At 62.3% G+C, this 21,126-nt stretch carries 23 protein-coding genes; 12 read left to right on the plus strand and 11 right to left on the minus strand.

The genetic code is table 11. The features are described 5' to 3' along the window. Positions 1-153: 153 nt before the first annotated feature. The 4 genes from ACO07C_RS00080 to ACO07C_RS00095 all read right to left on the minus strand — a co-directional run bounded on the left by ACO07C_RS00080 (position 154) and on the right by ACO07C_RS00095 (position 4,296). On the minus strand, positions 154-1,458 hold the full coding sequence (locus ACO07C_RS00080; protein ID WP_421912203.1) for an NRAMP family divalent metal transporter: 1,305 nt from the start codon (positions 1,456-1,458) through the stop codon (positions 154-156). Positions 1,459-1,661: 203 nt separating this feature from the next. Continuing rightward, complete coding sequence (locus ACO07C_RS00085) at positions 1,662-1,940, minus strand: hypothetical protein (RefSeq protein ID WP_421912204.1); 279 nt, start codon at positions 1,938-1,940, stop codon at positions 1,662-1,664. Between the two features lie 346 nt (positions 1,941-2,286). Then, entirely contained in the window at positions 2,287-3,462 is a 1,176-nt protein-coding gene (locus ACO07C_RS00090; protein WP_421912205.1) for a GAF domain-containing sensor histidine kinase, read from the minus strand. 114 nt (positions 3,463-3,576) lie between these two features. Continuing rightward, positions 3,577-4,296: a Crp/Fnr family transcriptional regulator gene (locus ACO07C_RS00095; RefSeq protein ID WP_421912206.1), complete on the minus strand. Its 720-nt coding sequence runs from the start codon at positions 4,294-4,296 to the stop codon at positions 3,577-3,579. 222 nt (positions 4,297-4,518) lie between these two features. Between ACO07C_RS00095 and ACO07C_RS00100 the strand changes: the two genes are divergently transcribed. The 3 genes from ACO07C_RS00100 (at position 4,519) to ACO07C_RS00110 (ending at position 5,266) form a co-directional block, all read left to right on the plus strand. Continuing rightward, positions 4,519-4,755 carry a DUF6894 family protein gene (locus ACO07C_RS00100; protein ID WP_421912207.1) on the plus strand — a complete coding sequence of 79 codons (237 nt, stop codon included), beginning with the start codon at positions 4,519-4,521 and terminating at the stop codon, positions 4,753-4,755. A 92-nt stretch (positions 4,756-4,847) separates the two neighbouring features. Continuing rightward, complete coding sequence (locus tag ACO07C_RS00105) at positions 4,848-5,075, plus strand: hypothetical protein (RefSeq protein ID WP_421912208.1); 228 nt, start codon at positions 4,848-4,850, stop codon at positions 5,073-5,075. Next, positions 5,072-5,266 (plus strand): hypothetical protein, encoded by a 195-nt coding sequence (locus ACO07C_RS00110; RefSeq protein ID WP_421912209.1) that lies wholly within the window; start codon positions 5,072-5,074, stop codon positions 5,264-5,266. Before ACO07C_RS00105 ends, ACO07C_RS00110 begins: the two co-directional genes overlap by 4 nt. A 201-nt stretch (positions 5,267-5,467) precedes the next feature. Here the strand turns inward: ACO07C_RS00110 and ACO07C_RS00115 are convergent, their stop codons facing one another. The 3 genes from ACO07C_RS00115 to ACO07C_RS00125 form a co-directional block, all read right to left on the minus strand. Beyond that, entirely contained in the window at positions 5,468-5,770 is a 303-nt protein-coding gene (locus ACO07C_RS00115; RefSeq protein ID WP_421912210.1) for a DUF982 domain-containing protein, read from the minus strand. 523 nt (positions 5,771-6,293) lie between these two features. Beyond that, positions 6,294-6,560: a DUF2934 domain-containing protein gene (locus ACO07C_RS00120; protein WP_421912211.1), complete on the minus strand. Its 267-nt coding sequence runs from the start codon at positions 6,558-6,560 to the stop codon at positions 6,294-6,296. A 141-nt stretch (positions 6,561-6,701) separates the two neighbouring features. After that, positions 6,702-8,783 carry an ATP-dependent helicase gene (locus ACO07C_RS00125; protein ID WP_421912212.1) on the minus strand — a complete coding sequence of 694 codons (2,082 nt, stop codon included), beginning with the start codon at positions 8,781-8,783 and terminating at the stop codon, positions 6,702-6,704. Between the two features lie 105 nt (positions 8,784-8,888). On the opposite strand from ACO07C_RS00125, the gene ACO07C_RS00130 reads away from it, so the two are divergent. Further along, positions 8,889-9,947, plus strand: a complete 1,059-nt coding sequence (locus ACO07C_RS00130) for a YihY/virulence factor BrkB family protein (RefSeq protein WP_421912213.1) — start codon at positions 8,889-8,891, stop codon at positions 9,945-9,947. 91 nt (positions 9,948-10,038) lie between these two features. Here ACO07C_RS00130 and ACO07C_RS00135 read toward each other — a convergent pair whose 3' ends face one another. The 4 genes from ACO07C_RS00135 to ACO07C_RS00150 form a co-directional block, all read right to left on the minus strand. Next, on the minus strand, positions 10,039-10,404 hold the full coding sequence (locus ACO07C_RS00135; RefSeq protein ID WP_421912214.1) for a response regulator: 366 nt from the start codon (positions 10,402-10,404) through the stop codon (positions 10,039-10,041). A 19-nt stretch (positions 10,405-10,423) separates the two neighbouring features. Continuing rightward, on the minus strand, positions 10,424-12,676 hold the full coding sequence (locus tag ACO07C_RS00140) for a PAS domain-containing sensor histidine kinase (RefSeq protein ID WP_421912215.1): 2,253 nt from the start codon (positions 12,674-12,676) through the stop codon (positions 10,424-10,426). 361 nt (positions 12,677-13,037) lie between these two features. After that, a complete protein-coding gene (locus ACO07C_RS00145) occupies positions 13,038-13,331 on the minus strand; it encodes a hypothetical protein (protein WP_421912216.1) in 294 nt (97 codons plus the stop codon). Between the two features lie 274 nt (positions 13,332-13,605). Next, a complete protein-coding gene (locus ACO07C_RS00150) occupies positions 13,606-13,788 on the minus strand; it encodes a hypothetical protein (protein ID WP_421912217.1) in 183 nt (60 codons plus the stop codon). Between ACO07C_RS00150 and ACO07C_RS00155 the strand changes: the two genes are divergently transcribed. From ACO07C_RS00155 to ACO07C_RS00190, 8 genes are all read left to right on the plus strand, one after another. After that, complete coding sequence (locus ACO07C_RS00155; protein ID WP_421912218.1) at positions 13,708-14,217, plus strand: DUF982 domain-containing protein; 510 nt, start codon at positions 13,708-13,710, stop codon at positions 14,215-14,217. The two genes, ACO07C_RS00150 and ACO07C_RS00155, sit on opposite strands and share 81 nt — an antisense overlap. A 145-nt stretch (positions 14,218-14,362) precedes the next feature. Continuing rightward, complete coding sequence (locus ACO07C_RS00160) at positions 14,363-15,088, plus strand: GntR family transcriptional regulator (RefSeq protein WP_421912219.1); 726 nt, start codon at positions 14,363-14,365, stop codon at positions 15,086-15,088. Between the two features lie 3 nt (positions 15,089-15,091). Continuing rightward, positions 15,092-16,132, plus strand: a complete 1,041-nt coding sequence (locus ACO07C_RS00165; protein ID WP_421912220.1) for an ADP-ribosylglycohydrolase family protein — start codon at positions 15,092-15,094, stop codon at positions 16,130-16,132. Next, a complete protein-coding gene (locus ACO07C_RS00170; RefSeq protein WP_421912221.1) occupies positions 16,129-17,100 on the plus strand; it encodes a PfkB family carbohydrate kinase in 972 nt (323 codons plus the stop codon). Before ACO07C_RS00165 ends, ACO07C_RS00170 begins: the two co-directional genes overlap by 4 nt. A 40-nt stretch (positions 17,101-17,140) precedes the next feature. Continuing rightward, positions 17,141-18,202: an ABC transporter substrate-binding protein gene (locus tag ACO07C_RS00175; RefSeq protein ID WP_421912222.1), complete on the plus strand. Its 1,062-nt coding sequence runs from the start codon at positions 17,141-17,143 to the stop codon at positions 18,200-18,202. A gap of 63 nt (positions 18,203-18,265) precedes the next feature. Next, complete coding sequence (locus ACO07C_RS00180) at positions 18,266-19,135, plus strand: ABC transporter permease (RefSeq protein ID WP_421917408.1); 870 nt, start codon at positions 18,266-18,268, stop codon at positions 19,133-19,135. Next, complete coding sequence (locus ACO07C_RS00185; RefSeq protein WP_421917409.1) at positions 19,135-19,923, plus strand: ABC transporter permease; 789 nt, start codon at positions 19,135-19,137, stop codon at positions 19,921-19,923. Before ACO07C_RS00180 ends, ACO07C_RS00185 begins: the two co-directional genes overlap by 1 nt. After that, positions 19,923-20,987: an ABC transporter ATP-binding protein gene (locus ACO07C_RS00190; protein ID WP_421912223.1), complete on the plus strand. Its 1,065-nt coding sequence runs from the start codon at positions 19,923-19,925 to the stop codon at positions 20,985-20,987. The genes ACO07C_RS00185 and ACO07C_RS00190 overlap by 1 nt, the downstream gene beginning before the upstream one ends. The last annotated feature ends 139 nt before the right edge of the window (positions 20,988-21,126 follow it).

Genomic DNA, 21,126 nt, shown 5'->3' on the forward strand with positions numbered 1-21,126 from the left:
CTTTAAGCCAATCCGAGGCGTGGGGCCCTCTCACCGTCAATGGATACAGGATTGGGACGGCCCTGTCGCGAATTGAATCGGACTGACATGACGACGTTAACGGGGGCGATTGCGAAAGAAGCCGTTTGCCCGCGGGGCGCAGTGAACGCAGGATTACGAACCCCAGGTGGCGAACAGGCCGATGGCGGCCACCGCCATCACCGCCGTCGCCAGCCAGCCGACGATTCTCAATCCAACATTCAATTGGAAACTGCCCATCGCCTCACGCTTGCTGGAAAGATGCATCATCATGCCCATCACCGGAACGGCAACCACGCCATTGATGACGGCGCTCCAGAACAGCGCCTTGATCGGATCGATGGGGCTGAAATTGAGGCCCACGCCGACCAGCGTGGCCACGGCAATCGCACCATAAAAAGCCTTGGCGCGGTGTGGCTTGCGCGCCAGGCCGACATTCCAGCCGAAGGTTTCGCCCAGCGCATAGGCCGAAGACCCCGCCAGGACAGGCAGAGCCAGCAGGCCTGTGCCGATGATGCCGAGTGCGAAGATGAAGAAGGCAAGTGGGCCGGCAATCGGCCGCAAGGCCTCGGCCGCCTGGGACGAGGTCTGGATGTCGGTGACGCCATGGGCGTTCAGCGTCGCCGCGGTTGTTATGATGATGAACAGGGCCACCGTGTTCGATAGGGCCATGCCGAGGTAGGTATCAATGCGGATGCGCTTGAATTCCGCCTTTGCCTGCTCCGGTGCCCGCTTGAGAGGATCGGAGCCCGCGTCTTCGCGCACCTGCTCCACTTCCTCTCCAGCCTGCCAGAAGAACAGGTAGGGGCTGATCGTTGTACCGAGAATCGCGACGACGGCGGTAATGTAAGGTGCATTGAATTTGATTTGCGGAACCACGAGGTTGTAGCCGACGGTCGCCCAAGGGATCTTCACCACGAAGACAATGCCGACATAGGCGAAGAGTGAGAGCGTCATCCATTTGAGTATGGATACATAGCGAGAGTAGCGGGAATAGACCTCAAGCAGAACGGTCACGAGGCCAAACAGCGCAACGTACAGCAGAGCCGGTCCGCCGATAATGAGCTTCAGCGCCGCGCCCATCGCGCCGAGGTCGGCGCCGATGTTGATGATGTTGGCGATAACGAGAAGCGAGACAATGGAAACCCCGACGCTCGCCGGATAGTGTTTTTTCAGATTGCCGGCAATTCCTTGTCCAGTGACACGCCCGATCCGCGCGGCGATCTCCTGGATGGCGCACATGAGGGGCCAGCTGAAAAGCATGACCCAACCCATGCCGTAGCCGAACTGCGCACCCACTTGGGAATAGGTTGCGATCCCGCTGGGGTCGTCGTCGGAAGCGCCCGTGATCAGGCCTGGTCCGAGTATTTCCAGAAGCTTAGGTGTTTCCGGCTGCTTGACGATATCGGCTGTTGCGGTGCTCGGCAGTGGCTGCGACATGTCTTGACCAATTGCTAGAAAATGCCGCACGCCTACCGTGCGCTTATGTGTTCCTCAGCTAAAGTAACATGCGACCGCCCCTTTCGTTCCGTGCCGGAGGCGGCGGGTTCCTGCTTGCAGTGCATCAAATTTGAATGACGATGTGAGAACGCGGTGCGATGCCACCACGGCAGTTGCTCGTTGCGGCCGGTTTCCGGATGCCCTCACCGGCCGCCCGAAGGGCCCACCACCTCGGGGGGAGGTGGTGGGCTTTCGTTTGGCGCCAGCTCGGAGATTTCAACCGGCGCGCCAGCCGGGAATCCCTGTGCCTGCAACTGGTGTTCCGCTTCCTGCTGGGCCATGCCCACAAGGGAATCGATGTCGCTCATGGTCTCGATGTGACCGCCATCGGCCACATCCCGCCTGATGGCGCGCAGGCTGTGCCAGGTTCGACGCAACGTGTCGATCAGACCCGACGGGTTCGTTTCCGGTTGGTTGGACATCGGAAAAACTCCTGTCGTTCCCAACTGTTACCGACGCTTTCGGTTCCGAATCGCTAAGTGGTTATGATGAGCGTAGCCTGTCGTGTCGCCAGCCATCGAACGAGCGCCGGCGCTTGAGGGTGTAGATCGTGCTCCCGCCACGGGATGATACGATGGAAGACGATGGCGCTGACGGCCGTATTCAGCTTTCGATTTCGAGATCTTGCGAAACGCATTTCGCAGGGCTGTCGCCGAAGGTCTCGCGGGTGAGGCGCAGTCCCGGGCGCATGAACAGGGGCTGATCCATGAGTTGACTGGCCTGAGTGACGTCGAGGACAGCATCATCGGGCGGATCATTCGACCATAGTCAGCCTCCGATGGGCATGGTGAACGTCATGCGGGTCTCGTCATCGTTGGATGCCGCCTCCAGCGTGCCACCATGCATCTTGGCGATTTGCGAAGCGATGTAGAGGCCGAGGCCGAGTCCCTGCTGTCCTTCACCCTTGCCGCGCACGAAGGGCTGGAAAAGATTGTCGATGACCTCCCGCGGGATGGCTTGGCCTGAATTGGCTACGGAGAACACGAAACGATCATCCACCGTCGATGCGCTTATCCGCACGGGTTGCGTGGCGACGCCGTGCACCAGCGAATTGCCGAGGAGATTGGAGAACAGCCTTGCCAGCCGCAGATGGTCGGCGGAGAATGGCCTCGCGACCTCGAAATCAGTTTCGATGGTCCGGTCCGGATGAACGGAACGCAATTCATCGACGATCTGGTCAAGTATGGGCCCGACCGACTTGGTGTGAGGCTCCCGCAGGACAAGCGCCGCGCCCATACGGCTGCGTGCGAAATCCAGCACATTGTCGATCAGGCCGCCCATCCTGACGACGCTGCCCTCCATCAGGGCAAGCAGGTGTTCTGTCTTTGCCTTGTCCGGCGCGCGCTTCAGCATCTTTACGCCAGCGGCGATCGAGGCCAGCGGATTGCGCAGGTCGTGGCCCAGCACGGCGATGAACTGTTCGCGCAATTCCTTTTGCGAGCGCTGCTGGGCGGCCTCGGTTTCGGCCTTGTCGAGGCGCTCCGCCGAATCCAGATGGGTCGCGATCAGATCGGCGAACAGCCGGAACATTCCCATCGTTTCCGGGTTCTTCAGCCGCGCGGGCTTGGGGTCGATCGCGCAGAGCGTGCCGAAGAAGGAGCCGTCGCGGCGGATGATGGGCACCGATATGTAGCTCTGGAAGCCATATCGTGCCGGGGTGAGATGACCGCAATAGACACCGTCATCGGCAACGCTGTCGATGGCCACCGCTTCGTGGCTTTGCCGGATTTCGCTGCAGATCGTTGTCTGGACTTGCAGCTCGCCGCCAGGTTGCAGGCCGAAATCGATCCTGTCGAGCACGCTGCAGGCGATCCAGCGTTCGTCGGTGACGCGGGCCACCGCGACAAAACCCATGCCGGTCGTTCGACAGACAACGTCCAGGATGGTGGGGATGGCGTCGATGCGCGTGATCGCGTCGATGTCGGCTTGGAAGTCGTGGGGCACTTAGATGCTTTCTGACGGTATTTTTGACGTCACGCTAGCCCAGCAACCAGGAATTGTCATCGTGCGCAAACGACACAGGCTTCGGCACGGAAGCCTGACGAGTGCCGGCTCGTTTCAACGCGGCTCGCGCATCATGCTGAGATAGGTCGGGTCGAACTCGGCGATTTCCTGCAGCCGGTGCCAGTCCAGAATGGTCACGGTGTGGTTCGACCAACTGATTACGCCGATTTTTCGCAACGCGCCGATGACGCGGTTCATATGCACCACGGACAGGCCAAGGACATCGGCCAGTTCGGCTTGCGACAATGGCAGGTGGAAACTCATGCCATTGGTATGCTTGACGACCTGGAGCCTGACAAAGAGTTCACAGACAAGATGAGCAAGATGCGCGGTCTTCGACCGCCTGCCCATCGCAACGATCCATTCGCGGTGGATTGCGCCGTCAACCAGCGTGTCCAGCCATAAAAGCCGGGTCAGGTGCGGTGCTTCCTCGGTAATGGTGCGAAGCTTGCTATGGTCGGCGAAGATCACATGGCATGGCGAAAGGGCGACGATGCCGTGATCCATGGTCTTCAGCAGGAAGGCATGAAGGTCGACAAAGTCGCCGGGCACCTGTAGCGAGGTGAATTGGCGGCCTCCATCCTCCAGCACCTTGTAGCGTGCCGCCAGTCCGTCGAGAATCAAGGTGCTGTAGGTCGGCCGCGACCCGGACGCGACGATGTCCTGGCCGATCGCAAAGTGCTTTTCGGACGACATCGCGCCGGCCAGCAGTGCTTTCTCGGCATCGGACAGAGCATCGTGCTGGCCAAGATTCAGATAGAGGGATTCCAGCACCGCGACCTCCAGCAAAAGGGCTATAGAGCCGATCGCCAAGGGTTCTATTGGAAGCAAGGGGCGGCTTCGCGAACCTCTAGGCCTTCAGGCGATAACAGGCATTAACATTTGTTAGCGTGCGCTTGTTCGCCGGCAAATACCACAGTGAATGGAACAACTTGTACGGGAGGGAATTGAACGTCTCAAGCAAGGTCGTAACTTCAATTCACATGAACCGGAACCATGCCCCGATATTACCTCGATCTCTACCACGGCGACGGCCTGACTGTTGATGACGAGGGCCAGGTTTTCGAGACGCGTGCCCGGCTGCGGCACGAAGCCATACGCATTCTTCCCGATGTCCTGCGCGACGAGATGTTCGACGGCGATTGGACGCGGATCATGGTGAAGGTCAGGGACGAATCCGGACGTCCGGTCTTCGAGGCGTCGCTGACGCTGGATTCCGCCTGGAGCGATTGAAACCGTGCGGCGGAAAACCTCTTGCGCCTATCATTTGATATCGCCGTCCCGATCCCTCCGTCGCATGCTCCCTAGACGAGGAGGTGGTTGATATGACGAAGGGACGGGAGCAAAGCTTCAGGCAGATCGCCGAGCAGTATGTCGACAGCCGCAAGACCACGGCCAGTCCCATATCGTTGCGCCATGCCTTGCTGGCCTTGAAAACGGTGATGCCGGACTGCGAACTGTCCGACCGGGAACTCATCGATCTTGTTGCCGAACTGGCCGTTGCCCGAGGCCGCAGCGTGCGCTTCGATGCCTTGCTGGAGGCGGGAGGATGACCCGCGCGAAGGTCGATACGCAACGCGATGAACGGGCCAAGCGCGAATCTCAGATCGTGATAGAGGCCGAGCGCTCGGCGCGTGAACAAAAGACGGCGCGGTTGAAAGCGCTTCGGCTCGCGGCTCGACCGTCCGAACCGATTCAGGCGCCGGCCAAGCCAAGCCGCACGTCACGCTCCCGCAACCGTTGACCGGACTTAGCATTCTGGCTGTTTGGGAAGATTGGCCGGCAGGCGAGCGAGGCGTTCCTCGACATCCCGATTTGCAATTGTACCCATAAATCACGAAAGCCCGACCTTCGGAGGGAGGGGCTTTCGTCGACGCCCAGTGGGCTTGACCGGCCCCGCATCTCGTTCAGCTTCGCGGGTCTTCGATCAGCTTGAAATCGAGGGTTATGCGGCGAAGCCGCCATAGCCGCGTGCAACGGCGTGCGTGGGAATCGCCGGTTCCACATCCGGCCACAAAACACCCGCGGCTTCGGCGAAGGCAACCAGTGCGCGGCGTGCCTGTTCGATGGTGAGGTAACCTGGGACCGCGAGATCGCAGGCCTTGACCGCGTTCTGGTAGAGCGGCCCACGCCGCGCCGTCGACCATTCGGTCAGGAAATCATGCATCTCGGTCAGCGAGGCGATCTCGCGCTTGAAGCCGAGGCCAACGGTTATCGCGACGGGCGAATGAAACAGTTTCTCGTGCATGAAAGGCTCCTGGGATTGTCGGAAAACGTCCGGAAATGGTGTCCGCGATTGGAGTTCGGGACGCACCAGAACGCGCGGCACGAACGGAGGTTCCATCGCCTTTGTCGCGGATTCAGGATGAGACGGTATCCTTTTGTTAAAACGCGACTTTTTTGATCGCGCCAAAGCGCTAGGCGTTCCTGATGGCGCTAATTCTTCTTGTGCGTTGCCTCTTTCGCTGCCTGGTCCAGCAACTCGATCGCGGACTCGCGCGCAGCCGCACTCTCGCCGCGAAGTTGATCGGCGATCGGAATGAAGGCGAAATGCCTCTTCGAGCTTTTCTCCTGTTGCCGTGGCCTTCGGATGGAGAGCCGCGGCTGCTACCTTCGCCAGTTTGCTGGCCTGCAGCTCTGTTCGAACGCCGCTCTTCAGGGCCTGGCGAATGTCCGACAGTTCTTTGCGCATATTGCTACCCTGACCATCCGCGTCGGAACGCGGGTCCTCTCATTTTGATGGCCTGGCTTGGTTGCCGGGCCTGGCCGCTTTACTTTTCTGCGCGTTTTGGCTTTCGGCCCGCAGGCTTGGCGGCGTCCTTCGAGTGCTCGGCAAGCGCGGGACCTGCCCCTGCCACTCGCTCAGCGGAGCCCGCGGTCGCCGCCTTGGAATGCGTGCCGGAACTTTCAGCGTCTTCCCTGTTGATATCAGTTATCGCCTGTTCCCAGTGGCGCTCATGCTGGTGGAAGGGTTTTCCTTCGTCGATCCAAATCTGATGCGCGCGTTTGCGAATGCGTTCATGCCGGTCTGTTGCCACGTCCTGCCTCCGTTATCCCAACGCCGCGCGATAACCGATCTCGCAAGCCCCCAGCGGCGCATGGCGCTTCCGTCCGTATTGCTCGTTCGGGTGCCGAGCTGAAGAACGAGTTCGATCGGGAAACGTTCCTGCGCCGGCGGCCTATTTCCACATGCCGCGCATGCGTGCGCCGATATCAACACGGATCTCGGGCCGTGGCGATCTGCCTTCGGTGAGTTGTGCGATTGGCCATGTCGTCTGTTCGAATGCGCCGAGGATCGAGGCCGGGATGAAGCGGGTGCGCGAGGCGTAGACGTGACGGTCGCCACGCGCCGCCTGACCATGGACGAAAAAGCGTTGCGGCATGACCATCTGCAGGCCATCCTTGGCGCGCGTCATCGCCACGTAGAGCAGCCGGCGTTCTTCGTCGATCTCGTCCTTGCTGCCGACGCCGAGGTCGATCGGGATGCAGCCGTCAACGGTATTGAGCACAAAGACGTTCTTCCATTCCTGGCCCTTGGCCGAATGGATGGTCGACAGGATCAGATAATCCTCGTCGAGATGTGGTGGCCCCGCCTGGTCGCTGGTGGCGTCCGGAGGATCGAGCGTCAGTTCGGTGAGGAAGCGTTCGCGCGAGGCATAGCCGGAGGCGATCTGTTCGAGCTGCAAAAGGTCGGCACGGCGAGTCGTGGCGTCTTCGTGCATGCGTTCCAGATGTGGCTCATACCACAGCCGCACCCGCTCGAGGTCGGCCGGCCATTTCCCGGATCCGGCACGCAGCTGCGAGAAGGTTTCGACGAAAGCGGGCCAATCATCGGCGGCGCGCTGCGGCGGCCGGTAGCGCGCCAGGCCCATCGTCTCATCGAGCGCCGCCGCCATACTTTCCACGATTGCCGTTGCGGCTGACGGACCGATGCCCGGCAGGAGTTGCAGGACGCGGAAGCCGGCGACACGGTCGCGCGGGTTCTCGGCGAAGCGCAGTACCGCCAGGACATCCTTGACATGGGCGGCATCGAGGAATTTGAGGCCGCCGAACTTGACGAAGGGAATGTTGCGGCGGGTCAGCTCGATCTCCAGCGGGCCGCTGTGGTGGGAGGCGCGAAACAGCACCGCTTGCGATTTCAGCGCAGTGCCGGCCTCGCGTTCGGCCAGGATCGCCTGGCAGACATAGTTGGCCTGGTCGGCCTCGTCGCGGACGGTGACCAGTTCCGGCTTGCGCAGCGATTTACGGTCCGACCACAGGTTCTTGGTGAAGCGCTCGGACGCCCCGTCGATGACGGCGTTGGCCGCGGCCAGGATGGGTTGCGTGGACCGATAGTTGCGCTCCAGCAGGACGATCTCGGCCGGCCGGGCGAACTGCCGGGGAAAGTCGAGGATGTTGCGGACCTCGGCGGCGCGAAACGAATAGATCGATTGCGCATCGTCGCCAACCACCGTCAGCCCGGCGCCGTCTGGCTTGAGCGCCAGCAGGATCGACGCCTGCAGGCGGTTCGTGTCCTGGTATTCGTCGACCAGTACATGGTCGAAACGTCCGCCCAGATGGCTGGCGATCTCGGGCTCGTGCGCCATCTGCGCCCAGTAGAGCAGCAGGTCGTCGTAATCGAGCACGTTCTGCGCCTGTTTGGCCTCGACATAGGCCGCGAAGAGCTGTTTCAACTCCTCGGCCCAGCCGGAGCACCAGGGAAATGCCGAACCGAGCACCTCGTTCAATGGCGCCTGCGCGTTGACGGCGCGCGAATAGATGGCGAGGCATGTGCCCTTGGCCGGAAAGCGGGCCTCGGTCTTCGACAAGCCAAGGTCGTGCCGCGCCAAATTCATCAGGTCGGCGGAATCCTCGCGGTCGTGGATGGTGAAGGCAGGGTCCAGCCCGATCTCCAGCGCATAATCGCGCAGCAGCCTGGCGCCAATGCCGTGAAAGGTGCCAGCCCAGGTCAGCGCGTCGGTGATGACGGCGGCATCGCGGCCAAGCACCTCGCCAGCGATCCGCTCGACACGCTTGGCCATTTCGGACGCGGCGCGGCGCGAAAACGTCATCAACAGGATGCGCCGCGGGTCGGCGCCCTTGACGATGAGATGGGCGACGCGGTGCGCCAGCGTGCTTGTCTTGCCCGACCCTGCGCCGGCTATCACCAGCAGCGGCCCGGAGACGCGCCCGTCGCCATGCTCGACGGCCAGACGCTGCTGGTCGTTCAGCTTGGCGAGATAGGCTGGCTGCAAGGTCGAATCACGCGCGGCGATGGTCATACCCCATCAAGCATCGTTTATGCTTTGTTCGCAACGTGGTCCGCTCCCGATGGAACCGGAAGCCAGCCGAGCTCATTTCAGGGAGGGCAGGACTTGGGGACCGCAATGGCAACTTCGTCGAAATCATCGGGCAGGCCAAAGTCGATCATCGATGACGACGCCCAGCGTCGCGCCTCGCGGTCGAAACGAAGCAGCAGGATAGCGCTGGCCACGGAGGAAGGCGACCGGGGCAGGGATGCCGCATGGCCTTCGCAGATTCCGGCGCTGGGCTGGAAGGATATAGGCTGGCGGCTTTGGGAAGAGTTCAACAAGGACCGCGTGCTGCTCGTCGCCGCGGGAGCGACGTTCTATCTACTGCTCGCGCTGTTTCCGGCACTGGCCGCCTTTGTCTCGCTTTACGGATTCGTGGCCGATCCCAGGACCGTGGCCGACCATGTGGCGTATCTGGGAAGCCTGCTGCCTTCGGCCGGGCTCGACCTCATACGTCAGCAATTGCAGGCCCTGGCGAAACAGAACACCGGCGCCCTGGGCACCGGCTTCTTCGTCGGCCTGGCCATTGCGCTGTGGAGTGCGAACAGCGGCATGAAGGCGTTGTTCGACGCGATGAACATCGCCTACGAGGAGCGGGAGAAGCGCAGTTTTCTAAAACTCAACCTGATGTCGATCACCTTCACCATGGGCGCCCTGGTCATCGGCATCCTGCTGTTCCTGATGGTGGGCGTCGTTCCGGCGCTGCTTACCTATTTCTACCTCGATGCCTGGAAGGAGACGCTCATCGCGGCTGCTCGCTGGCCGATCCTGCTGGTGGCCATCGTCACCGGCATCTCCTTGCTCTACCGCTTCGGGCCGAGCCGGGCGAAGGCGAAGTGGCGATGGCTGAGCTGGGGCGCGCTGATCGCGACGGTGGTGTGGATCGCCGCCTCATGGATGTTTTCGTTCTATCTGCAGCATTTTGCCAATTACAATGTGACCTACGGCTCGCTCGGCGCGGTCGTCGGCCTGATGATGTGGACATGGATTTCGGTGATCATCCTGATCTCCGGCGCCGCCATCAATGCGGAAATGGAGCATCAGACGGCGATGGACTCGACGACGGGCCCACCCTTGCCGATGGGGGAGCGTGGCGCCGTGGTGGCCGACACTTTGGGGAAGGCTTCGGACTGACGAGCCAATCGCTCTAAGACGCTGTCGCGCTGATTCCGGGCCTTAATCCATCCTCTTGTGCTACAAGGGATTTTCCCCGCCGAGCCGCGGGCTATGAAATCAACTGGCGGATAGTGGCGGCCACCGTTTCAGGCGCGTAGGGCTTCGGCAGGAAGACGCCACCGTCCGGCATGGCGCCGCTGTCGGGCCTGCGCTTGCCGGAGGTGACGATGATCTTGACCGGCGGCCATCGGTCACGGACGGCCGCCGAAAGGCGCAGGCCATCCATTGATCCTGGCATGTCGATGTCGGTGAACAGGATGCTGATGTCCCGCTGCGTTTCAAGAAGCGTGATGGCCTGGTCGGCGTTGCTCGCTTCAAACACCGAAAATCCCACCTCGCGCAGTTCGTCGGCGATGGCAAACAGCAGGAACGCTTCATCCTCGACGACAAGAACGGTTGCGGTGCTAGGGAGCATTGGCATGGTCTCTATGTAGTCAGTAACGCGATGTTGGCAACTGCGGTTGTGGAGCCGTCAACACACATTCGACCCCTTCCGTCTTGTAGTCGATCCTTACAGACCCACCGAAATCGGTGCCAAAGACGCGCTCGATGAGGAAACGACCGAATCCCTTGCGAGTAGGTGGGGTAACAGGCGGGCCGCCGCTCTCGCGCCAGCGCCAGATCAGCAGGGAGGCGCCGTCCGCGGACGGCTCCAGGGACCATTCGATCGTCACGGCTCCGTCGGGCGTCGACAACGCGCCATATTTCAGCGCGTTGGTGCCCAGTTCATTGACGGCAAGCGCCAATGTCAGCGCCATCTTTGGATTGATCGGCAAGGCCGGACCGGAAATCGAGATTTGCGCGACCGGGAACGCCGCGATGGTGTTTTCGATGACCTGGCGCATCGAGGCGCTGGTCCATCGGGTCTTGTTCAGGATGTCGTGCGCGTTGGCGAGCGCGCGCAGGCGTTCGTTGAAGGTGGCGCTTGCCGTGGCAATGTCGGTGTTGCGCAGGGTTTGCGAGGCGATGGCCGCGACCATGGCCAGGATGTTCTTGATGCGGTGCTCAAGTTCGTGCGTGAGCAGTTCCTGCCTTGCCTGCGCCTCCCGGCGGTCGGTGATATCCTGCATGACGCCGAACATCTTGAGTGGCTTGCCGGTTTCGTCATGGACGAAGTCGATATGGCGCGAGAGCCAGCGCAACTCCCCATTGTCGGGCCGCCGGATCCGGTATTCGACATTCGGTACCGCGGAACCTTGTCTGCGGGTCTCGTCGGTGGAGCGGACGTTCCTGTCCTCGGGCAAGACGATGTTTTCCAGCACGCTGATGTGGACGCTGTCACGCGGAGTCAGGCCCCAGAGGTCCCAGAAACCCTCCGAACCGACCACTATCCCCGTGGCGATATCGAGCTCGAGCGCGGCGATGCCGGCCGCGTTTTGCGATAGCTGCAGCCGACGCTCGCTCTCGTGCAGCGCCTGTGCCACCTGCTTCTGATCGTCGATGTCGGTGTTGGTGCCGATCCATTGCACGATCGAACCGTTGGCGTCGGGGATCGGAACGGCGCGGGCAATGTGCCATCGGTAGGCCCCGTCATGCCGCCGCAACCGAAATTCGGTTTCGTAGAACACTCCCGAGGAAAGCGCCTCGGTCCATTTTCTGGCGGCCGAATCAATGTCGTCCGGATGCACGATGCCGGCCCATGCCTGTCCATCGAGTTCGCCCGGGGCCGTGCCCGAATATTCATAGACGCGTGGATTAAACCAATCCAGCAAGCCTTGGGGGGATGCCGTCCACACATGGTTCGGCATGGCCTCGGCAAATGTGCGGAACTGGGCCTCGCTCTGGCGTAACGCCTGTTCGGCGATCAGTCGATCCGTAACGTCGACGCCCTGGGCGAAGATGCCGATGATGTCGCCGACGGGATTGCGGACGGGCTGGTAGATCAGATCGATGAAACGCTCTTCCTTAGGCGCGCCGGGAGTGCGCTGCAACTCCGCTTTCAAGGCATATCCGACGAAGGCTTCGCCGCTGGTAAAGACCTGGTCGAGCAGTTCGAAGAACCCCTGGCCCGCCACTTCCGGCAGGGCTTCGCGAACGGGCATGCCGATGACATCACGGTGGCCGACCAATTGCATGTAAGCCGCATTGGTGAGTTCAAAGACATGGTGCGGGCCCGACATCATGGCCATGAAGCCCGGCGCCTGTTCGAACATCTGGCGCTGACGGTCCCGCTCGCTCTTTTGCCAACGTTCGGCGGCGACCTTCGTGGTCGTTTCGACCACGATCGCAATGACGCCGGCAGGCTGGCCGCGTTCGTCGAGGACGGGGGAATAGTCGAGATTCATCCAGACCTGCTCAGGTCTTCCCGACCGGTTCAGCGTCAGTTCCTGATCGCGATAGGCAAGCGTACCGCCGGCCAGGCAGACCTTCATGACATTGTCGTTGAAATCCGCCACCTCGGGCCAGCCTTCGCGAACCTTAGATCCCAGCAGTTGCGGGTGTCGGCCGCCGGCGAAGACGGAATAGGCGTCGTTGTAGATCATGACGCCGTCCTCGCCCCACAGCATGACGATCGGCACCTGCGAGCGCAGGATCAGGGATACCGAGGTCTTGAGGCTTTGTGGCCAGGTCGAGATGGAACCTATCGAAGTCGCGGCCCAATCGAAGGTCGCGACAAGGCAGCCGAGTTCTCCGCCGCCGGCCAGGAAAGCAAGCTCGTCGGTCTCGGTTGGCTGTGTTGCTAACATCGGATTTCGTCTGGCCATCTGAAGAGAATTGGGGAGCTTCTGACGAACATAATCCAATTTATCAAGCCAGTTCCAGCCGCGCTACCGCCAGACCGGGCGCTAAAGTAACCAAGGCTGCTATTCAAGATTCCCGCGGAAAATGTCACGACTGCCCATCCCGATTGAATCAACACCCAACGACCCTTTCGGTTCCACACCAGGCGATTCTTTCGCCGTGGGAGCCGGCGATACCGGGGCCCCAGGAAAAGACTGGTACTGCAACCATTGCCGATGAGGCAGAGAACGCAAAACAAACAAGGCGGGCTCCGTGCCCGCCTTGTCTGTTTTGCGTCCCTGCGAATTCGGGCAGGGAGCAATCGCCTTAGTTGGCGCCGCCGAGCATCTTCGTCTTGGCGCAGAAACTGTCATGCGACTTGCCGATGACATTATCGCCGCAATCCTTCTTCATCGAGGCACGGTCCTCTTCCTTCATGGCCATCCAGGCGGTCTTGAACTCTTCATCCGACCTCATCGTCTTCATCGAAGAGTCAGTATAGAACGGAGCCATCTTCGCCGGATCGTCCAGCGCCGAAGTGCCAGTGCTACCGCCGGCGAGAGCCGCGCCCGAGGTCATTGCAAGCGCAATCGCGCCCATCGTGAGCATCTTGAAGTTCATCTGATTTTTCCTCTCTTTAGAGGTCATTGGAATAAACGACCCGAAGCATAACGAGCCGATTGGAAAACAGTTCCGCTTCGAAAGTTCGGATTAGTATTCCATTTTTGATTGATGAGGGAATCCAGATGCCGAAGCGATCCGAGGACCAATGTCGCTTAGATATATGACCACGGAATACAGACATCGAGGTGCGGCAGGCAAATCAGCTTGAAGCGGCATCTCGCGGGGCCAAGACTGACAGGCTGTGGCGCCCAGCCGGCGAGCGCTGGTCGGGTCACTCCATGTCGGGGACCTCACCGCTGGCGAAGAGCGTGGCCGGTGGCCCGTATTCGCCCAATGTCGGATCGGCTTCTCGGCTCCAGGCGATGACTCCGACATGTTTTTCCGCAAGGGCCTTGGCCATGCGAATGGCTCGGTCCTCGCTCTGTTGGTCGGCGGGGCCAAAGGCCGGAAACAACTCCCCATCCTCGCCGCGATCGAAGGCGACAACGACTATAAGCTTGGGCCTTTTTTGGCCAATCGTGTCGGACATATTGCACCTTTCGCCCGGAACCTATCACATCACCGGGAATTGATGGCCGCGAATCGAGATCTCGACTTCGGGGGGATGAACGTGGTGCAAGATCAGCGTTTCGACGAACCGGTCAAGGTAGCGCTTGGTCGATCGGGGAACATGATCTTCAATGTCGAGCGCGTGGCACAGGCCGCCGACATCCTGATCAACCGCTGGCCCGTGGTGACTGGGCAGCGGCATATGGTGGCCCGCAAGGCGTGCCTTGCCGTGCTGGAAGGCACGCGGGAAGCCTGGGTGGCGCGGGCAGCCTTCATCAATGCCGCTATCGAAGCGGATATACTGGTCGAACCCGGCAAGATATCGAACCGGTAACAGCCCGTAGCCGGCATATTTCACGGAGAGTCCTGGCCATGACCGGCGCCAACGCCGGTCGTTCGCCGTCCCCGCCTTGCATTGACAGCGCCTTCTTGCCTCTATATTGAACAGGACTATACAGGTATAGTGAACAGGTACCCATATGAAGCGTGGCGCGGTTCAACTCTCTCCCGGCACGGGCAAGCCCGAGCAGATCGCCACCGTTCTGGAGCATGAGATCCGCTCCGGCGTCCTGGGCTTCGGCGACCGCCTGCAAAGCGAGAACGAACTCGTCCAGCGCTTTTCCGTCAGCCGCAACACCGTTCGCAAGGGTCTGGAAGAGCTGTCCAGCCGCGGGCTGATCACCACCAAGGTCGGCATCGGCTCGTTCGTCACCTTTGACGGCAAGCCGGTGGACGATGCGATCGGCTGGTCGCGGGCTCTGGCCAATGCTGGCGCCAATGCCGAGACCCGGACGCTGCGGCTGGAGGTCATCGAGGACGCCGAACTCGCCGCGCTGCTTGGCATCGACAGCCCGTTCTTCATTGCCGTGGACCGCGTGCGCACCAATGCCAGCGATGGCCATGCGATCTCCATCGAGCGCAGCCGCCTGCCGCTGTCGCCGGAATTGGAGGATGTACCACTGCGCGGCCTGCGCGAGGGGTCGCTGCACCAGACGTTGCGCGCCGCCGGGCTGGTGCCCGATCACGGCGAGGAATGGATCGAGATCGAGATGCTGAATGCCGAGGACGCCGCCATCCTCGGTTGTCCGCAAGGCACGCCCTTCCTGCGTGGGCGCCGGTTGACCCGCGCCGCCGACGACCGGCCGATCGAATATGTCACCAGCCTGCTCAACCCCGCGCATTTCGCGCTGCATATGAGGTTCTGAGCGATGTCGGACAAAGCCACGGATACGCTCGACCGCGCCATGGGCGCATTGATCGGCGGGGCGCTCGGCGATGCACTGGGCATGCCGACGCAGCTTCTGTCGCCGGCCCGCATCGCCGCTGTTTACGGCCATGTCGAGGACTTCGTCGCGCCGTTCGCCGAGCATCCGGTGTCGAAGGGGCTGGCGGCGGGCACCATCACCGACGATACGGAGCAGGCATTGCTCCTTGGCCGTATCCTGATCGAATCCGGCGAGCGTTTCGACCACACGCGCTGGGTCAACGCGCTGCTCGACTGGGAGCGCGAGGTCAAGACGCGCGGCAGCTACGATCTGCTCGGGCCCTCGACCAAGCGCGCCATCGATGCCATCAACAACGGCACGCCGGCCGAGGAAGCCGGGCGCAGTGGCGACACCAATGGCGCGGCCATGCGCATCGCACCGGTCGGCATCATGATGCCGCTCGATCCGCTCGACGCACTGGTCGGCAAGGTGGCGGAGACTTGCCGCGCGACGCACAACACCTCGATCGCCATCGCCTCCGCCAGCGCCGTTGCAGCCGCCATCAGCAGCGGCGTCGCCGGCTCGGATTGGCGCGCCGCTTGTCGGCAGGCGATCGCGGCGGCTGAACTCGGGACAGCGCTCGGCAACTGGGTCACCGGCGGTGATATCGCCGCGCGCATCGGCTGGGCGCAGGCGCTTGTGCGCGGCAAGAGCACGAAAGAGGCGATCCGCCTGATCACCGATCTGGTCGGCACCGGCGTCGCCAGCCAGGAATCGGTGCCGGCGGCATTCGCGGTGCTGGAAGTCGCCGATGGCGATCCCTGGCAAGCAGCCGTGATCAGCGCCAATCTCGGCGGCGACACCGACACGATCGGCGCCATCGCCGCCGGCATGGCCGGCGCCTGCATCGGCCTTTCCCGATTGCCGCGACAGCACATCGCCAGGCTTGTCGGCATCGACCTTGCCGAGGTTCGCAAGCTCGCGGCCGACCTCGTTGCGGCGCGGCTGGCGAAAGCCGGCCCAGGCAAGGACGCCGCGGCATGAGCGGGCGTCTCGTCCATATCGGCAGCGCGGTGGTCGACTATGTCTACCGCATCGACGCCTTGCCGGCGCCCGGCATGGAGAAGACCGCATCAAGTTTTGCCCAGGTTGCAGGCGGCGGCTTCAACATGATGGTCGCGGCCACCCGCACGGGCATGAAAGTGGTATTCGGCGGCCAGTTGGGCAGCGGGCCGAACGGCGATTTCCTGCGCGCCGCCTTCGCCGCCGAAGGCATCGAGACGCTGACGCCGCCATCGCCGGTCATGGACAGCGGCAATTGCGTCGCCTTGATCTCCAGCGACGCGGAACGCACCTTCGTGTCGTGGCCCGGGGCCGAAAGCGTGCTCAGCCTCGACATGATGGCGCCGGTTTCAGTGCTGGCGGGCGATATCGTCTTCACCTCCGGCTACACGCTGAGCTATCCCGGCAGCCGCGACGCGCTCACACACTGGATCGAGGCGCTGCCGGAAGGCATCCCATTCGTCTTCGACCCGACGCCGGTTATCTCGGATATTCCGCGTCCGGTCCTGTCGCGGGTGCTCGCTCGGACCAATTGGTTGAGCTGCAACACGACGGAAGCCGCCGACATTGCCGGTCCAGGCGATGTCGGGGCGCTCGCGGCACGGCTTCTCGCCGTTCATTGCCCCAAGGCTGACGGCGTCGTCATCCGCGCCGGCGCAAGCGGGTGCCTTGTCCGGCTGGCTGGCGGCACGACCCAGACCATTCCCGGTTTCAAGGTCAAGGCCGTCGATACCAACGGCGCCGGCGACACGCATATCGGCGCCTTCGTCAGCGCGCTGTCGCACGGCATGCAGCCCTTCGAGGCGGCTAAATATGCCAATGCCGCCGCAGCGCTTTCGGTCACCCGCCATGGTGGGTCGTCGGCGCCGACCGATGCCGAAATCCAGACATTCCTGAGCCATGCCGCCGCAAGCGGTAGCCGGAACCAAGAGGCCCATCTTACAGCCTGAAAAGCCCGGAAACCGGGCAAACCAAAGAGAGGAACAAATCATGCGCATGCCGAATCTGACTGCCCTGTTGACGGCGAGCGCCGTCTTCACCTCCGCACTGGCCTTTGCCGCCCAGGCCGATGAAGTGCATGTGCTCAACTGGAAGGGTTATGGCGCCGACGAGCCTTGGGCAATCGCCGCCTTCGAGAAGGCGACCGGCAACAAGGTCATCAACGACTTCTTCAATTCCGAACAGGAAATGCTGACCAAGATCCGGACCAATCCCGGCCTTTACGACGTCGTCATGATCAATGCCGCTTTCAACGACCAGGCGATGTCTGAAAAGCTGATCCAGCCGATCGACGTGTCGAAGCTGCCGAACTATGCCAATATCAGCCCGGACAAGGCGGGCTCGCCGATGCTCGACCATGACGGCAAGGTCTATGGCGTACCGTGGGTCTGGGGCCTGACCGCGCTCGCCATCAACGACAAATCCTTCGACAAGCCGCCGACGAGCATCGCCGAGATGTGGGATACCGCGCACAAGGGCCGCGTGGTCATCCGCGACGACGCCGTCGAGGCGGTCCAGTTCGGCGCCATTGCCACCGGCCAGAACATCAACGACATCAAGGACATGGGTGCGGTCAAGGCGAAGTTGACGTCATTGATGCCGCAGATCAAGACCTTCTGGAGCTCGGAGAACGACTGGAACCAGATGGTTGCCTCCAACCAGATCGACATCGGCACCTACTGGAGCGGCTCGGCCGACCGCGCCAAGACCCACTTCAAGCTGCCGGTATCGCTGGTCATTCCGCAGGAAGGCGCCGTCGCCTGGCTCGACGCGTTCTCCATCCCGGTCGGTTCAAAGAACGTCGCCGGCGCTGAAGCCTTCATCAACTACATGATCGACCCGAAATTCTATGTCGAATGGGTCACCAAGGTCGGCGCGCCGGTCTCGGCCAACACCAAGGCGGTGGAAGCGCTGCCCGAGGATTCCTTCAACCGCAAGGTGATGGGTGATCCGGCGGTGGCCAAGCGCATCCAGTTCCAGGCGCCGATCACCGACGCGCAGCGTGAGGCCTATCTGGCGCTCTGGCAGCAGCTGAAGGTCGACGTGAAGTAACAAGCAGGTCCGGGCCAGCCGGCGGTTCGCGCCGGCTGGTTCTTCAATCCTGGGGAGGAGGGTATCATGGCAGAGGGTGCGACCGCATCGCGCAGCGGGCTGAGATCGGCTCTGCCGTTGCTGGCGCCTGCCTATCTCTGGCTGACGGTGGCGATCTTCCTGCCGCTGTCCGCCATGGTCTTCTTCTCCTTCATGACCGACCTGCCGCTGTCGGGAAAGCCGTGGGCCTTCACACTCGGCAACTACGCCGCCTTCTTCTCGCAGAGCCTCTACCTGACGCTGTTGCTGGCCTCGCTGCGCCTCGGCCTCGAGGTGACGCTGTGGTGTATCGTCATCGGCTATCCGGCTGCCTATGTGCTGGCCAAGGTGCTGAAGGGGCGCAGCCGAGAGGCGATCTTCCTGCTCGTCATCCTGCCGTTCTGGTCGAACGGTCTGGTGCGCATCTTCTCCTGGGCGATGGTGCTGCGCGAGGGCGGTATCCTCGACACCGCGCTCAACGCCGTGCTGCCGTTCAAGATCAACATCGATCTCATGTATTCCTACCCGGCCGTCATCATCGGCCTGGTGCACTCCTACGTGCCCTACATGGTGCTGACCTGCTATCTCACTTTGCAGGCGATCGACGACTCGCTGATCGAGGCCGGGCGCTCGCTCGGCGCCTCGCGGCTGCAGGTGCTGAAGCGGGTGATCATCCCGCTGTCGATGCCAGGGCTGGTGGCGGGTGCCGCGCTCATCTTCGTGCCCGTCGTCGGTTCGTTCATGGAGCCGCGCATCCTCGGCGGCCGCACCGGCACCTTCTACGGCACGGTCATCGAGGATCAGTTCGTCGCCGTGTTCAACTGGCCACTGGGGGCCGCACTGTCCTTCATCCTGCTCGCCGTCGTGCTGGTCATCCTGGCTGTCGCCTCGCCGGTGCTGCGGAGGGCCGCGTGATGATGACGACCCGCATCCTCGAATGGCTGGGACGCCTCTACATCGGGCTGCTGCTCGCCTTCCTCTATCTGCCGATCATCATCATGGCGCTGATGTCGTTCAACGTCTCGCCCTTCTACCAATTACCGTTCGAATGGACGACCGAGTGGTACGCCTCGCTGTGGCAGAACGACCAGCTTATATCAGCCACCTGGAACAGCCTCGAGATCGCCGTCATCACCACCATCATCTGCACTGTTCTGGGATCGGCCGCGTCTCTGGCGCTCTACCGCTATGAGTTTCGCGGCAAGAAGATCCTGCAGGCGCTTCTCTTTCCTCCGATCGCCATTCCGTGGCTGATCACCGGCACGGCGATGCTGATCTTCTTCAACGGCGTCGGCATCGGGCGCGGCCTGTTTGCCATCCTGCTCGGCCATGTCGCGCTGGCGCTGCCCTATGTCATCGTCGTCGTCTCTGCCCGGCTGCAGACCTTCGCGCCGGAGCTGGAGGAGGCGGCGCGCTCGCTCGGCGCCAACCAGTGGCAGGTCACGATGCGGGTGACGCTGCCCTGGATCATGCCGGGAGTCATTGCCGGCGGGCTGTTTGCGTTTGCCGTATCGTTCGACCAGTTCGTCGTCTCATACTTCCTGGCGACGCCCGGCCAGACGACGCTGCCGGTCGAAATCTACGCCGCGATCCGCAAGGGGTTCACGCCCGAGATCAATGCGGTTTCGACCATCATCATTGTCGTGTCGATGGCGCTCATGCTGCTCACGGCGCGCTTCTTCAAATTCGGCGGAGAGAAATAATGGCCAGCGTGCAGGTATCGAACGTCTCGCGCAGCTTTGGCGCGCACAAGGCGCTGGACGACGTGTCCATCGATTTCGCCGATGGCGGCTTCTATGCGTTGCTCGGTCCATCCGGCAGCGGCAAGACCACGCTACTGCGCCAGATCGCCGGTTTCGATTTTCCCGACTCCGGCCGCATCGCCATTGGCGGCGAGAGCGTCGAGCGGGTGCCGGTGGAAAAGCGGCGCATCGGCATGGTGTTCCAGAACTATGCGCTGTTTCCCAATATGAGCGTCGCCGACAATGTCGCCTTCGGCCTGTCGGTGCGCGGCGAGGCCAAGGCGACCATCGCAACTGAGGTGCAGCGCGCGCTCGATCTCGTCCAGCTCGGCAGGCTCGGCGGGCGCCGACCGCATCAGCTCTCCGGCGGCCAGCGCCAGCGTGTGGCGCTGGCCCGCGCCATCGTCACCAAGCCGCGCGTGCTGCTGCTGGATGAGCCGCTCGGCGCGCTCGACAAGGCGCTGCGCGTCGACATGCAGATCGAATTGAAGCGTATCCAGCGCGAGATTGGAATCACCACCATCTTCGTCACCCACGACCAGGAAGAGGCGCTGACGATGAGCGATCGTATCGGCATTTTGCGCGACGGCAGGCTGGTGCAGGAGGGGCCGCCGGAGGAAATCTACGACCGGCCAAAGAGCGAATTCGCCGCCACCTTTCTCGGCGACGCCAACATCTTTCGCGGTGACTCGACCGGCAACGGCATCCGGCTGCCGGACGGCACGGCGATCGCGGCCGGGGCGGGTGCGACGCTTGCAGCGGGTGCCAAGGCCAGCTGTGCCGTTCGGCCCGAGCGCATCCGCATCGCCACCGATGCCGGAACTTCGGATGGTAATGCCAACACGTTGAGGGGCCAGGTTTCCAAGCGCATCTTCGCCGGCAACAACAGCACATATTTTGTCGAGCGCGCCGGCCAGACGCTGAAGGTCATCGTGCAGAACACCGGAGCTGATCGGCTGGCGGAAGGGCAGGATGTGGTGCTGAGGTGGTCGCCGGAGAGCACGGTGTTGATTGCCGCGGGGTAGGTAGCGCGCTGCCGCTAGCTGGGACCATTGGCGTTCCTTGGCGCCTCCCTCTGTCCTGCCGGACATCTCCCTCTTAAAGGGGAGATTGGCGGTTTCGACGTCGCTGCTCCTTCCTCAACACAGGAAATTTGCGAAAGCG

It is taken from the genome of Mesorhizobium sp. (genome assembly GCF_965229135.1).
Classification (GTDB): domain Bacteria; phylum Pseudomonadota; class Alphaproteobacteria; order Rhizobiales; family Rhizobiaceae; genus Mesorhizobium.